This is a genomic window from Paenibacillus sp. B46(2026) (genome assembly GCF_056786355.1).
Window position 1 is genome coordinate 4,217,810 of sequence record NZ_CM165907.1, and the last position, 12,918, is coordinate 4,230,727.

The 12,918-nt window shown below is 47.0% G+C and carries 15 protein-coding genes; all 15 read right to left on the bottom strand.

Features of this window, described 5'->3' with window-relative positions; translation table 11 throughout:
- Window positions 1-3 precede the first annotated feature (3 nt).
- On the bottom strand, window positions 4-546 hold the full coding sequence (locus AC1S8V_RS18785; protein WP_237174714.1) for a QcrA and Rieske domain-containing protein: 543 nt from the start codon (window positions 544-546) through the stop codon (window positions 4-6).
- Window positions 547-739: 193 nt separating this feature from the next.
- Window positions 740-1,162, bottom strand: coding sequence for a DUF2487 family protein (locus AC1S8V_RS18790; protein WP_482070302.1), 423 nt, complete (start codon window positions 1,160-1,162; stop codon window positions 740-742).
- 152 nt (window positions 1,163-1,314) lie between these two features.
- On the bottom strand, window positions 1,315-1,494 hold the full coding sequence (locus AC1S8V_RS18795; protein WP_017687723.1) for an IDEAL domain-containing protein: 180 nt from the start codon (window positions 1,492-1,494) through the stop codon (window positions 1,315-1,317).
- A gap of 23 nt (window positions 1,495-1,517) precedes the next feature.
- Window positions 1,518-2,024: a gamma carbonic anhydrase family protein gene (locus tag AC1S8V_RS18800; protein WP_482070303.1), complete on the bottom strand. Its 507-nt coding sequence runs from the start codon at window positions 2,022-2,024 to the stop codon at window positions 1,518-1,520.
- Between the two features lie 44 nt (window positions 2,025-2,068).
- Window positions 2,069-3,187 (bottom strand): hypothetical protein, encoded by a 1,119-nt coding sequence (locus tag AC1S8V_RS18805; protein WP_482070304.1) that lies wholly within the window; start codon window positions 3,185-3,187, stop codon window positions 2,069-2,071.
- A gap of 234 nt (window positions 3,188-3,421) precedes the next feature.
- Window positions 3,422-4,021 (bottom strand): histidine phosphatase family protein, encoded by a 600-nt coding sequence (locus AC1S8V_RS18810; RefSeq protein ID WP_482070305.1) that lies wholly within the window; start codon window positions 4,019-4,021, stop codon window positions 3,422-3,424.
- Between the two features lie 43 nt (window positions 4,022-4,064).
- On the bottom strand, window positions 4,065-4,700 hold the full coding sequence (locus tag AC1S8V_RS18815; protein WP_482070306.1) for an anti-sigma factor family protein: 636 nt from the start codon (window positions 4,698-4,700) through the stop codon (window positions 4,065-4,067).
- Window positions 4,697-5,290 carry an RNA polymerase sigma factor gene (locus tag AC1S8V_RS18820; protein WP_062835180.1) on the bottom strand — a complete coding sequence of 198 codons (594 nt, stop codon included), beginning with the start codon at window positions 5,288-5,290 and terminating at the stop codon, window positions 4,697-4,699. Before AC1S8V_RS18820 ends, AC1S8V_RS18815 begins: the two co-directional genes overlap by 4 nt.
- A 726-nt stretch (window positions 5,291-6,016) precedes the next feature.
- Window positions 6,017-7,111: a prephenate dehydrogenase gene (locus tag AC1S8V_RS18825; protein ID WP_307410804.1), complete on the bottom strand. Its 1,095-nt coding sequence runs from the start codon at window positions 7,109-7,111 to the stop codon at window positions 6,017-6,019.
- 26 nt (window positions 7,112-7,137) lie between these two features.
- Window positions 7,138-8,238, bottom strand: coding sequence for a histidinol-phosphate transaminase (gene hisC / locus AC1S8V_RS18830; RefSeq protein ID WP_482070307.1), 1,101 nt, complete (start codon window positions 8,236-8,238; stop codon window positions 7,138-7,140).
- A gap of 86 nt (window positions 8,239-8,324) precedes the next feature.
- A complete protein-coding gene (trpA, locus tag AC1S8V_RS18835) occupies window positions 8,325-9,131 on the bottom strand; it encodes a tryptophan synthase subunit alpha (RefSeq protein WP_482070308.1) in 807 nt (268 codons plus the stop codon).
- The gene (trpB, locus tag AC1S8V_RS18840; protein WP_017687714.1) at window positions 9,128-10,327 is read right to left on the bottom strand and encodes a tryptophan synthase subunit beta; all 1,200 of its coding nucleotides are present in this window, start codon (window positions 10,325-10,327) and stop codon (window positions 9,128-9,130) included. The genes trpA and trpB overlap by 4 nt, the downstream gene beginning before the upstream one ends.
- Window positions 10,324-11,025: a phosphoribosylanthranilate isomerase gene (locus AC1S8V_RS18845; protein ID WP_482070309.1), complete on the bottom strand. Its 702-nt coding sequence runs from the start codon at window positions 11,023-11,025 to the stop codon at window positions 10,324-10,326. Before AC1S8V_RS18845 ends, trpB begins: the two co-directional genes overlap by 4 nt.
- 35 nt (window positions 11,026-11,060) lie before the next feature.
- Window positions 11,061-11,849 (bottom strand): indole-3-glycerol phosphate synthase TrpC, encoded by a 789-nt coding sequence (trpC, locus tag AC1S8V_RS18850; RefSeq protein ID WP_482070310.1) that lies wholly within the window; start codon window positions 11,847-11,849, stop codon window positions 11,061-11,063.
- The gene (gene trpD / locus AC1S8V_RS18855) at window positions 11,839-12,879 is read right to left on the bottom strand and encodes an anthranilate phosphoribosyltransferase (protein WP_091034830.1); all 1,041 of its coding nucleotides are present in this window, start codon (window positions 12,877-12,879) and stop codon (window positions 11,839-11,841) included. Before trpD ends, trpC begins: the two co-directional genes overlap by 11 nt.
- Window positions 12,880-12,918: the final 39 nt, after the last annotated feature.

Consider the following 12,918-nt stretch of genomic DNA (forward strand, 5'->3'; position numbering starts at 1 on the left):
CTCCTAATTCACTCGGGTGTTCGGAACAATGTCGCCCAGATATACCCAACCCTGCTCTTCCTTAACTACGTACTCATCCAGCGGTTTGGGGGCTACGGCAAGATTCTTCCCTTCCTTGTCATAGTGCGCGCCATGGCAGGGGCAATGATACTCGTCAGGATAACTTTTGTCACTATTCCAGCCTACTGTACATCCCAGATGTTTACAGATAGGTGAGAGTGCATAAATTTTACCCTGCTCGTCTTTGCGAATCCAAGCCACTAACGATGCATTACTCAGATACCAACCATCCTGTTGTTTAAGTTCAAAGGTGAATTCTTGAGGCTCATTCGTAATTTTGCTGATTTCAGCTACTTTGACAGAGGTGCCTTCTCCCTTATGTTGCAAAATCGGGTCCACCGCAAAACGGACCATGGGAAGGATTGCACCGGCGGCCATGTAGGCTGTAGCTCCACCAAGCGTGTACGTCAAAAACTGCCTGCGTGACATCTCCATGCGGCTTGGCAATTTCAATGAAGCTTCGTGGTGGTCATGCTCACTGCTCATACTGTCTCCAACCCCCTTTTTCAGCCAACTCTCTCAAACGTTTTCATTTTCATAAATTCCACGACTTACTAGAACATACATAATCATATAGTAGCCCTAGAACACCGTCAAGAATTTGTCACACATTTTTAAGGTTCAATTGTAAGCGTTATTAAAAAACTGTTGTAAAATTGTCACATTTGTCACATAAAACTCACTTTTTCCACAACTCTCGTATTTTCTCCCCGACATATCTCGCAATCCCCTCTTCTCCGATCTCACGAGTTAATGTTAACCGGCTCAAAACCAAATCTGCAGATGGAATTTCCACATCCTCAAACTGACCATCAGATGACATAATAACCACATATTTGAATCCTGAAGATTTAAGCTGGGCGGACAAGGAATTTAATGTCATTGACATTTCCGAATTAGCATAATGAAAGGCTGGATAAGTCATGATTCTCCCTTTGAAAGGAATTTCGACCATATCCAAAAAATCTCTCAGCCGCTCCAGTGCCTCGGTAGCTTCAACTGGCGACTGCTCACCGCTAAGAGCTGTGTATGGAATAAGGCATGTATCCAGATAGAGTTGCAGTTCAGCCCAGCTGTCTTGAGTCATCTCACTGAATTTCAATTCCCTATATCCCCTTTCTATCCATTTTATTCCCATATTATATATGAGCATTTCTTATAAATCCAGACAATCATTTTGGAATTACACATATCAAAAAAGGGAACACGCATCTGCGCATTCCCTTTTATCTCAGAAAAGATGTATTTAGCTCATCAGTTTATGGTCCTCAGTTCATCCGTCAGACTCCGGAAAGCTACTTCGTCTCCGGTAGCTAACGCTTTATCGATTTCCAAATAGAGCTTCTCGCTGCGCTGTTTGCGAAGCGCTTCGTCCCACACCATCTCAGCTGCTAGCCCCAACATGACTTCATACGTAACTTTCATTTTATCCAATAGGATGCACCTCCAAAACGGATTTAAGAGCTCCTATATTCTTTTCCTTTGGTAACATAACCCAGTGAAGTTCTAGACATCCGCTCCAGATCAGCATCAGTCAGCTCACGTATCACTTTGGCAGGTGTCCCCAAAGCAAGAGTATAGGGCGGAATTTTACTATTTTCAGTAACTACAGAACCTGCCCCAATCAGCGTATATTCACCAATGTCGGCTCCATTCAGCAGAATGGCTCCCATGCCTATCAATGATCCTGTTCCAATACGACAACCATGAATGATCGCTGAGTGTCCTACCGAAACATCGTCTCCCACAATCAAAGGTTGATCTGTGTTGACATGCCCAACAGCATTATCTTGAATATTACAGCGCTTTCCAATGATTATAGGAGCCAAATCAGCCCGCAGGACTGCATTGAACCAGACGGAAGACTCTTCTCCCATTCTCAAATCACCGATCAGTTTTGCACCTTCAGCTATGTATACCGAAGGGTGTAACTGAGGTTGTAGACCTTTGTATGGAATTATCATTCATATCACTCCTTAATTTGGGAGTGATTTTAGCAACTTGTCCTTCACTTGTCAAACATAATGGGTGTCGTGTCTCCTGAGATGGAGCGACAGGATACAGCAAGCCGTGTACCCCAAGCTGTCATCTGAACAGTCCGGCCTTCTTCGTGTTCCCCAATACGGACCATGCCCAGATGTAACATCATTTTAATAATTCTGTTATCATATATGGCCTCTGCCGTATCATAATAGAACGGCTGAATGAATGGACCGATCTGCCGAAATAGCGACTCGGCGGTTGACCATTCAGATGCACATTCGCCTGTCCAATACACAATAGAGGACAGATTGGGAATAGCGCCTTTATACAATCTTAACCAAAACTTAAATAGCTGTATCATTTCAGCTGTTTTCTCAGCCCCCAGCTTGTCTTCTCCAGCTGGCGATAACCTCAGTGTGCCTTGCTCTTCTCGAACCAGCCGATGGTGAAATGCATAGTCGTAGAGTAAGGCAAAACGATCCGGATAATCCTTGAACGAACGGCCATATCCGAATCTCCAACCGGCCTTGCCTACCAATTCCTCGCTGATGTGCAGATGCTCCATAATCTGCTGTTGAGAGCGGCGATACATCATGCCTTCAGCGTTAAGGGCAATTTCATGCTGCTGAACAAACTGCAGGAACAACTTGAGATCGTCCGCCAAGAGATGATACTCATCCCGATACATGGGTGGTTCCGTTGTTTTCGTAATCCCTGTTCGCAAATGAGTGGATAAGACATCCCTGAATCTTAATTTCAGATCCTGAGGTACCTGGTACAGATATCTGGTCTGCTGCGTCGTCCCATTGAACAACCATCCACTTTTATTGAAACGGACGATAAGATCACGTGGACTTGCTCCAGCCTCACTCTCCTTTTTATCCATCGATTGACGAGCTATGGCAACGAGTTCTTCCATACCATAGTACTGGCGAGGATCAAACAACAAGTTGTTCAAAAAGCGCTGATCTGCTTGATTCAGTTGACGTACCTGCTGCTCAAAAAAGGGTCTGCTGCCCAATGTGGTGAGAATACTCTGGATGAGTTCATGTTTGGAGTTGGGCTTGCATTCACATTGGTAATAGTCTGCTATTCGATTAAGCTGGCCAATATCGGCAAAAGTAAGCATATCCGCTAGATTCATGGGTCCATCGCCTCGCCCGTTAACTACTTCGGCTGCTGATTCGGGGCCTGAAATAGTTTGGTTTTGTAAACATCGTTGACGGAATTCCCACAATCTAAACCTCTTTTTGGAAATCTTTTATGTTTTAAAACCATACTATGCCTCAAGTTGGTTAATCAGAAGAAAAATGAGAGGTTTGAAATCATATAAAGCCTTTCTTTCCCCATAGAACGCAAAAAAACAACCCAAGTTGGATTACTCAGGTTGTTTCGCTGTGTCTAGAGACAGATGTCGTGTGCAATTATATAACAGCGGACTCCAGTCATCACGTTCCTTCTCCAGGATCGTTAGTGACAGGTTTCCAATCCGTTCTGTATACCGATCTTTATACAAGGCCGTTAACAGGTTGGCCAGAAAAGCTCCATGAGTGACTATAAGCACGTTTTGATCCGGATAGGCAGACCATAGATCTTCCAGAAATGCCAGTGCACGAATCTGGATATCTGCAATCTGCTCCTGTCCCAAATCAAGCGTCTCCCAAGCTTGGCCCCACCGGGCAACCCGCTCCTCTGAAGTCAGTCCTTCAATCTGACCAAAAGCCCTTTCTTTCAACCGTGCGTCCGGCTCAAGCAAAGGTACATTCAACAGTTTGGAGATAATCTCCCCTGTTTCCTGTGCCCGCGATAATCCACTTGTGATGATATAGTCCCACTGGTATTCTTCCGTCAACAGACGTCTTCCCAGGCGCTCTGCCTGTTCACGACCTTCCCCATTCAGAGGTATATCCGTCTGCCCCTGTATACGGCCCGCCGCATTCCAGTCTGTAAGACCGTGACGAATAAGCCCGATTCGCACTTACATCCCTCATTTCTCCACACGGCGAACGAAAGGTTATTACCTATGCACGCGCACCTTGTTTACGTTTATTCGTTGTTCGATGCATACGTCCAAGAGAAAATAACGCCATTCCTATTGCAAGTAATGACAGGGCCATCCAATACTGAGGATAAGCAGGTCCCATGCTCACTACAAAAGGTTCAATGATGCTTCCTCTGTCCGCTCCAGTCATGTTGTACTGATACATTCCAGAGGACGATGGTCCGCTTCCGGCAACCCCTGTCTCCAGAATACCCGTAGCAACAACCTTGGTTTGCTCAGCTTCTGATACACCTGGCTTAAACATTGCCATGTACAGAAAGCTGCATAAAAAAATAGCCAGGAACGCGGCAATCCACAAAGACATATGCTTGCGAATCACAGCAGAGAAACGATTAACCTTTGCCTCTTCCGGCAGTAGCCATGGAGACTCCGCGTAGATCCGGTCCATAACGTTACGGTTTACTCTCTCTGCCTGTTGTTCTGTCACTGGAACCGGAATGCTGTGCAGCAAGATCTGGGCTTCTTCCCAGACCTCAAACTGCTCGGAGCACTCTTCACAACCAGCGAGATGAGCATGAAATGCAATCCGCTGAGGATGAGTTTCCGGCAAGTCCCAGACCAGTGCAAACAGTTCCTGGGCTTCATTGCAATTCATCGGTTCTTCATCCCTTCATATGGCTCGTACACCGGTTCGAAGAAATAAGGTTCCAATTGAGTTTTCACGCTTGATCTTGCTCTGAATAATAGCGATTTCACAGAACTGACGCTCTGCCCAAGAATATTCGCAATCTCTTGGTAGTCTAGTTGATCATACTCGCGGAGTATAATCGCAGAACGCTGCTTCTCCGGTAAATTGTTAATCGCATCCCTAACCAGCATCACCCGCTCGCTGCGTAGTACAGCATACTCCGGTGCATTCTCCGAAGGAGCAACGGGCACAATCCCGCTCTCTTCAAGTGGGACATTTCCGCTGCGCTGTTTGCGAAGCTCACTCAGTACCGTATTTCTCGCAATGGTATATAACCAGGTTGAGAATGAGGCATCCACCTCACGGAAAGAGTGCAGACTGCGGAATGCCTTATAGAAAGTCTCAGAACAGAGATCTTCCGCAAGCAGCTCCATATTGGAACTTTTCAACATATGATATACGAAAGCCAGTATTTTACGCTGATAACGACTCATCAGCTCGGAATATAACTCCAGGTTACCTTCCTTGATCTCTCGAATCAACTGGGAATCCGTCATTTGAGTGCGACCCCTCCTCGCCCATCCATGTGCATCTCCCCGTTCGACTCTATCCATGTATTACCGAACAGGCACAAAAAAGTTGCGGTTCTCACCGCATATAAACAGCGTTCAGCGCCATAACTGGCCTTCCCGCCAAATTCCCCTATGTAATGGCAATTTCCCCAACGTTTCTACATTAACAGTATTTATTGTACAACGGTCTGCATCATCCTGGCAAATCCATTGCTATCTACAGTACCCGACCCGTCATTCATATGCAGTGATTTTCACGTTCATGACTTCATTTTGAGCCTTTTTGGTAAGCCTTGCTTATATAGACGAACGAAATTCTGAAAAGGTTACAAAAATGTGATATTTTTTTGATCTAAGGTATCCTTACAGATGAAGCAGAGTGATGTAAATAGAGGATGTAACAAGAAGTGTAAATCTTAACATATAAATATCTTTCAAATATCTTTTTAAGACAAAAAAAAGACCGCTTACATAAGCGGCCATTGCTCACGTGGAGCAATACAGTTATTGGATAGGAGTGGAGAGAAACCATACTGTACCCTTATTATATGTATACGTTTTCATTTTGTCAACACTTTCAGTAAAATTGTTTGAATTAATTATATCTTTCGGTAATTCAGGATAATACATCCTTTTTTTCGTGACTGAAAATCAAATAACATACTCCAATATAACCTCACAAAAAGGAGGGCTTTCGCCCTCTTTCTCGTCTTATATCCACACTTGATAGCCTAAGGAATCCAATAACGTCTTGGCTCGTTCCATATCTTCTTCCTGACGGAAAGACAGACGCATAATGCCCGGCACATCCACCCGGTTTTCGATAATCTCCAAGTTGCTCAGGTTGATGTCATTTGCCCCAAGCTCAGTTGCAATCTTACCAATCATACCCGGTGCATCCTGGACATCGGTGTACAGATCAAATAACGGCGAAATCATGCCTTTGCGTCGTTCGGGCAATACACTGCGGAACTCACGGGCCTGACGGAATGCTTCCTCTATGCCTTCACCGTTCTTATGCTCCAGCATATCCGTAAAGGCCGTCATCTGGCTATTCCAGTCCTTAAGCAAGCCCAGCAGTACATCACGGTTGCTAAGCAAGATATCTCTCCACACAATCGCATCACTGGACGCAATCCGGGTAATATCCCGGAACCCCCCTGCAGCCAGCATTTTATACAGTGGATTCGACTCATTATATTCACGCACCTGATTCACCAGCGCAACAGCAATAACATGTGGCAGATGACTAATCGCCCCCACGATATCATCGTGCAGCAGAGGCTCCACACGCACGATCTGTGCCCGCGTATATGCAAGCAGCTCAGACAGCCTGCTGTAGGCTTCCTCAGGTACATGTTCTGAAGGGGTTAAGACATAGTATGCATTCTCAAACAACACAGCCGAGGCCGCATCTACGCCTGCACGCTCCGACCCAGCCATAGGATGACCACCAATGAAGTAAGCGTCAGTCAACCGCACATGCTCGGCACAAGCGGCAATGGAAGCTTTAGTGCTTCCTACGTCCGTGATGATACATCCTTTTTTCAATGGCAGCTTGGAGAGCTTTTCGAAATAGGATTCAAGCAAACCTACGGGAACGCACAAAAAAATAAAGTCGGCATCCTCTACCGCTTCTTCCAGAGAGAGCGTAGCATCATCCACTACACCGCTCGCTATGTACTTGTCCTTCAGTTCATCCAAGTGGGCGTAGCCCATCACGGTTACATCTGGCTTGCCTTTGAAGCAGAGCGCAAGTGAACCGCCGATGAGTCCTACACCAATCATTGCAATTTTTAGTTTCATGGGTCCTCACTCTTTCATCGCCAGTATTAAGGGCGTGCTACCGCCTTCTCAGCCAGCGTGTTCTCCAGTGCCGTGACAAATGCACGGTTCTGTTCTGATGTTCCAACGGACACACGAATGTAAGTTGGGTATACGTGGAATCCTGGGCGAACGATAATGCCTTGTTTGAGCAAGGCTTGGAACGCAATTGCTGAAGGCATACCCAGATCAACCATAATGAAATTACCCTGTGAAGGGAAATACGACAATCCCAACCGTGTAAATTCATTTTGCAGGTAATCCCGATCCGTTGCATTCCGCTTCGAGCACTCTTGAACAAAATCCTGATCCAGTAGTGCGGCGGTTGCCGCAACCTGTCCAAAACGGGAGGTGTTAAACGGTTCACGTACACGGTTAATCAAATCAATAATTTCGGGACGTGCAATGCCGTACCCGATCCGGAGCGAAGCCAAACCGTAAATTTTGGAGAATGTCCGCAGTATGACCAAGTTCGGATACCGTTCGATCAATGGTACGCTTTGCGGATATGCTTCATCGGTTACGAATTCATAATAAGCTTCGTCCAGTATGACCATCACATGTGCAGGCACACGGTCCATAAAGGCTGTAAGTTCCTGCTCGGAGATAATCGTACCTGTCGGATTATTGGGATTACACACCCATACTGCTTTGGTTTTGTCGTTAATTTGCGCGAGCATCGCGCTCAGATCATGCGTGCCATCTTTTAGAGGCACTTCGATGGTCACGGCACCCTCAATATCTGCATTGCTTTTATATACGGAAAATGTCTGATCTGCCATGATGGTCTCGTCACCCGGCAAGAAGAAAGCTCTCGTGATCAAAGCAATAATCTCATCGGAACCACAACCAAATATTAAGTTGTTCCGTTCAACGCCAAGATGCTTGGCAAGAACTCCAGTCAGCTCAACCGAGCTACCGTCTGGGTATATGCTTATATTAGTCATTTCTCTCGTAATGGCTTCCAGGGCGGCAGGAGAACTGCCGTACGGGTTTTCGTTGGAGGCCAGCTTGATGACTTGTTCAAGCCCCAGTTCACGTTTCACTTCTTCAATCGGTTTGCCCGGCTGGTACACAGGCAGATTGACAATCTGGGATTTCGGTTTCAACCCGACCGCCTCCTGTTATTGAAATAATGTTAGACACGAATCAGCGTGCAACTCACGTGTCCAAAAGATGTCCTTTCAGGACATCCCTATCCCTTTAATTGTGCCACAAAGTTGCGAATTTGCAACAGTCCCGCTGCACGCGTATCCGGATTTTCAAGCAGAGGAATCGCATCTTCCACCTGACGAACAATGGCACTACCTACAACAACGCCATCGCAGATGCGGGAGAAATGTGCCACCTGCTCATGACTGGAGATACCAAAACCTACCGCTACAGGGAGGTCTGTCAGACTTTTCACCGTCTCAATGAAGCTCTCTACGCCATCAAAGAAAGAAGCTCTCTCTCCGGTTACCCCAAGGGATGATACACAATAGATAAAGCCACTCGCTCCCGTTACAATCCGCTCAATCCGGGCATTAGATGTAGGTGCAACAAGCGGCACCAGATGCACACCCGCACGATTTGCGCGTTCACGCATCTCTTCCGCTTCCTCAATCGGCAGGTCTGGAATGATCATGCCACTAATATCGTGTTTGACCAATTCATCAAAGAATACATCCAGTCCTGTCTGCAATACCGGATTATAATAGGTGAACAGTACAAACGGCAGTTTCACACCTGCATTACGAGCTTTTGCAGCGGTTTCCATAACAGTACGAATGGTAATCTCGCTTTTCAGCGCACGTTCGGAAGCACGCTGAATGACTGGGCCATCTGCAAGCGGATCGGAATAGGGAACACCCAGTTCCAAGATATCCGCTCCAGCCTGTTCAAGCTCCTTGATGATATCAATCGTTGTATCCACATCCGGGTCTCCCACGGTTAAGAATGGAATAAGTGCCGTACGATTCTGTTCCTTCAACTGCTGGAAGGTCTGGTCCATCAGATTCATCCCAAGTCACCTCCCGTGTATTTCATGATCGATTCAACGTCCTTGTCTCCACGTCCCGACAGACAAATGACTACAATATCATCTGCTGTAAGTTCAGGCGCCAGTTTGACGACTTGGGCTACCGCATGTGCAGACTCCAGAGCAGGAATGATTCCTTCCGTCCGACATAGGAGTTGCAGGGCATCCAGTGCTTCCTGATCCGTGATCGGTACATATTTTGCCCGTTCAATATCCTTGAGATAGGAATGCTCCGGACCAACACCCGGATAATCAAGCCCGGCCGAGATGGAATGCGCTGGCTGAACCTGTCCATACTCATCCTGCAACAGGTAACTCATAGATCCCTGGAATACACCATGCGTACCTTTGGTCATCGTTGCAGCGTGATACTCGGTTTCGACCCCTTTGCCTGCGGCTTCAACACCAACAAGCTTCACATCCTGATCACCGATAAATGGATAGAACATACCGATCGCATTACTTCCTCCACCAACAGCTGCTACAATTACATCCGGCAAACGTCCTTCGATCTCCTGAATCTGACGACGGGTCTCATCACCAATCACACGTTGGAAATTCCGCACCATCATCGGATATGGATGAGGACCAACCACTGATCCCAGCACGTAGAATGTATCCTCTACATTGCTGACCCAGTAGCGAAGAGCTTCATTACCAGCATCCTTCAGTGTCCGTGTTCCGGACGTCACCGGAATCACTTCTGCTCCGAGCAGCTTCATCCGAAATACGTTTAACTGCTGACGCTCTGTATCTTCTTCACCCATAAATACTTTGCATTCCAGTCCAAGTAATGCGGCTACGGTTGCCGTTGCAACGCCATGTTGACCTGCACCCGTTTCGGCAATAACTTTCTTTTTGCCCATCCGTTTGGCAAGCAAACCTTGTCCAATGGCGTTATTGATTTTGTGCGCGCCTGTATGATTGAGATCTTCACGTTTCAGATAAATTTTCGGTCCGCCCAATCGGCGTGACAATTGCTCTGCATGATACAATGGCGTTTCACGTCCAGAATACTCGCTTAGCAGATAGTTCAGTTCCTTGTTGAATTCCTCATCTTCAGAGAAGTGGCTGTATGCCTCCTCCAACTCAATAAGTGCGTTCATTAGTGTCTCAGGTACAAAGCGGCCTCCGAAGTGACCGAAACGCCCGTGTTGATCCGGCAATTGATGTGTCATGCCTGCTTCACCCTTTCTACGAATGCTGTAATTTTGGCAATATCCTTCACACCTTCAGTCTCCACGCCGCTGGATACATCGACGCCGAAAGGTGCATATGTCTGTATTAGTTGTTGTACATTGTCCGGCTGCAAACCTCCTGCAACGAACAGAGCAATTTCGCGACTTTTTGCCCATTCAGCATAGGCAGGGATTCGCTCCCAGGCAAACGTTTTCCCGGAGCCCCCACCATATAGAGGATCATGAGTATCAAGTAATATCGCATCCACGAATTTATCGTAAGTATCAAGAGCCCTTATGGCTGCATCATCAGCTTCCGGTCCCGTTTCATCTTTGGGAAAAGAAAAAACTTTGAACACTGCCGCATTCCACCGCTGCTTCACCTGCTGGCAAAATTCCGCAGTCTCCTGTCCATGCAGTTGAATAACATCCAGCTGAGCAATCTCCATAATGTGTTCCAGTTCTTCGAGCGTAGGATTCACAAATACACCCGCAAGCTTTGGCCGATCATAGGCAGACCATTCGAACAACAGCGTTCTTAATGCAGCAGCCTGCTCGGGTTCGATTCGGCGGCGTGATTTGGCAAAAACAACACCAATGTAATCCACAGGCAAGTTTATCATCGATTTTAGCACTTCAACGTCCTGAAGTCCACATATTTTTACGGCCGTTGGCAGCGGGTTTCTCAGTTCTGACATACTGTCGCCTGTGCCATCGTGTATGGAAGTATTCATCATTTGGGTCCCATCAGATCATATACAGCCGCCTCGACATCATCCTTGCGCATGAGATGCTCACCTACGAGAATACCATGAACACCGGCCTGGATCAGAGGTACTGTTGATTCTGGTCCGTCAATACCACTTTCGCTAATCAAGGTAACGCCACTTGGAATCAATTCCATCAAATCCAGTGTCGTGTTCAGACTGGTTTCGAATGTTTTCAAATTACGATTGTTGATGCCCACTAGTGTTGCCTGCGGAATCTCCAATACCTGCTCCAGTTCTGTTCGATCATGGACTTCAATCAAGGCATCCAGCCCCAAACTTTTGGCGAATTCCAGATATTGACGAATCTGTTCAGGTGTCAGAATGCTGGCAATCAGCAGTATTGCATCTGCACCCAGTAATCTTGCCTCGGCAATCTGTCGTTCATCTATAATAAAATCCTTGCGTAATAGCGGAATGTTCACCGCTTGATGAATCGCCTGCAAGTACTCGTTGCTACCTTGAAAATACGACACATCCGTTAATACGGAGATGCAGTCAGCACCCGCTCGCTCATAAGCGGCAGCAATCTCTACCGGATGAAAATCCGGACGAATTAACCCTTTGGACGGCGAAGCCTTCTTCACTTCAGCAATAAGGCCAAGTTTGCGATTGCGTCCGCTCGATAGTGCTTTTTCAAACCCCCGGGTCGCGGGTAGTTGTTCAATTTTTTGGATAGCTTCATCCATGCGAAATATCTGTGCCAGAACTTCAACTTCTTTATGTTTGGTTGCAACGATTCGATCAAGATACATGACTGTACGCCTCCGTTGTATGAATTAACTGTTCAAGCTTCCCGGCAGCTTTGCCCGAATCTACCGCTTCTGCGGCAAGTGTCACCCCTTCAGCAATGCTATCTGCAAGACCGGATACATAGATGCACGCTCCGGCGTTCAACAGAACGACATCGCGATAGGCACTCTGCTCACCCTGGAAGATCCTCTTAATAATTTCGGCATTCTGTGCCGCATCTCCTCCAAGCACCGCTTCAAGCGGATGTAGAGACAAGCCCATATCACGTGGATCAATATCATAGGTGTGCACTTCACCATTCCGAAGTTCAGACACCTGAGTCGGTGCCGAGATACTGATTTCATCCAGACCATCATGGCTGGCCACAACCAACGCTCTTTTGAGACCAAGACGATTCAGTACTTCAGCAATCATCGGCGTCCGGGAACGATCATACAGGCCAAGCAGTTGGCGATCTGCTCCCGCAGGATTCGTTAAAGGTCCGAGCATATTGAAAATGGTACGAACACCCAGCTCTTTTCTTGGTCCTGCCGCATGTCGCATGGAAGGGTGATATACCTGGGCAAAACAGAAACAGATTCCGATATCATCCAGACATTGTCTGGCCTGCTCCCCGTTCAGATGGATATTTACACCGAGTGCCTCTAATACATCTGCACTACCTGCTTTGCCTGAAGCTGAACGGTTGCCATGTTTGGCGACCCGAACCGAAACGGCCGAAGCAATGATGGCGGATGCTGTGGAAATGTTGAATTTGTGAATACCCGATCCACCTGTTCCACAAGTGTCCAGCAAGCCGCTGCCATCCGTTAGAATTCGTCCGCCCTGACCACGCATGGCTTCAGCAAAACCGGTGATCTCATCCACCGTTTCCCCCTTCATCCGCAGCGCCATCAGCAAACCTCCGATTTGAGCCGGCGTTGCCTCACCTCTCATAATCGAGTACATCAAATCTCTTGCTTCGGCTTGCTCCAGATGGCTGCCCTCCAAAATCTTCGCCAAGCCATTCTTCATGCCTTCCTCACGAGTAATCTCAGCTACGGGTGTTGCAGCATTTTCATTCATCATTGG

Coding starts and splice junctions, on each gene's coding strand:
- AC1S8V_RS18785 (WP_237174714.1), bottom strand. CDS start 546: ATGAGCAGTGAGCATGACCACCACGAAGCTTCATTGAAATTGCCAAGC.
- AC1S8V_RS18800 (WP_482070303.1), bottom strand. CDS start 2,024: ATGATAATTCCATACAAAGGTCTACAACCTCAGTTACACCCTTCGGTA.
- AC1S8V_RS18805 (WP_482070304.1), bottom strand. CDS start 3,187: ATGAATCTAGCGGATATGCTTACTTTTGCCGATATTGGCCAGCTTAAT.
- AC1S8V_RS18815 (WP_482070306.1), bottom strand. CDS start 4,700: ATGAATTGCAATGAAGCCCAGGAACTGTTTGCACTGGTCTGGGACTTG.
- AC1S8V_RS18820 (WP_062835180.1), bottom strand. CDS start 5,290: ATGACGGATTCCCAGTTGATTCGAGAGATCAAGGAAGGTAACCTGGAG.
- AC1S8V_RS18825 (WP_307410804.1), bottom strand. CDS start 7,111: ATGAAACTAAAAATTGCAATGATTGGTGTAGGACTCATCGGCGGTTCA.
- trpA (WP_482070308.1), bottom strand. CDS start 9,131: ATGAATCTGATGGACCAGACCTTCCAGCAGTTGAAGGAACAGAATCGT.
- trpB (WP_017687714.1), bottom strand. CDS start 10,327: ATGACACATCAATTGCCGGATCAACACGGGCGTTTCGGTCACTTCGGA.
- AC1S8V_RS18845 (WP_482070309.1), bottom strand. CDS start 11,025: ATGTCAGAACTGAGAAACCCGCTGCCAACGGCCGTAAAAATATGTGGA.
- trpC (WP_482070310.1), bottom strand. CDS start 11,849: ATGTATCTTGATCGAATCGTTGCAACCAAACATAAAGAAGTTGAAGTT.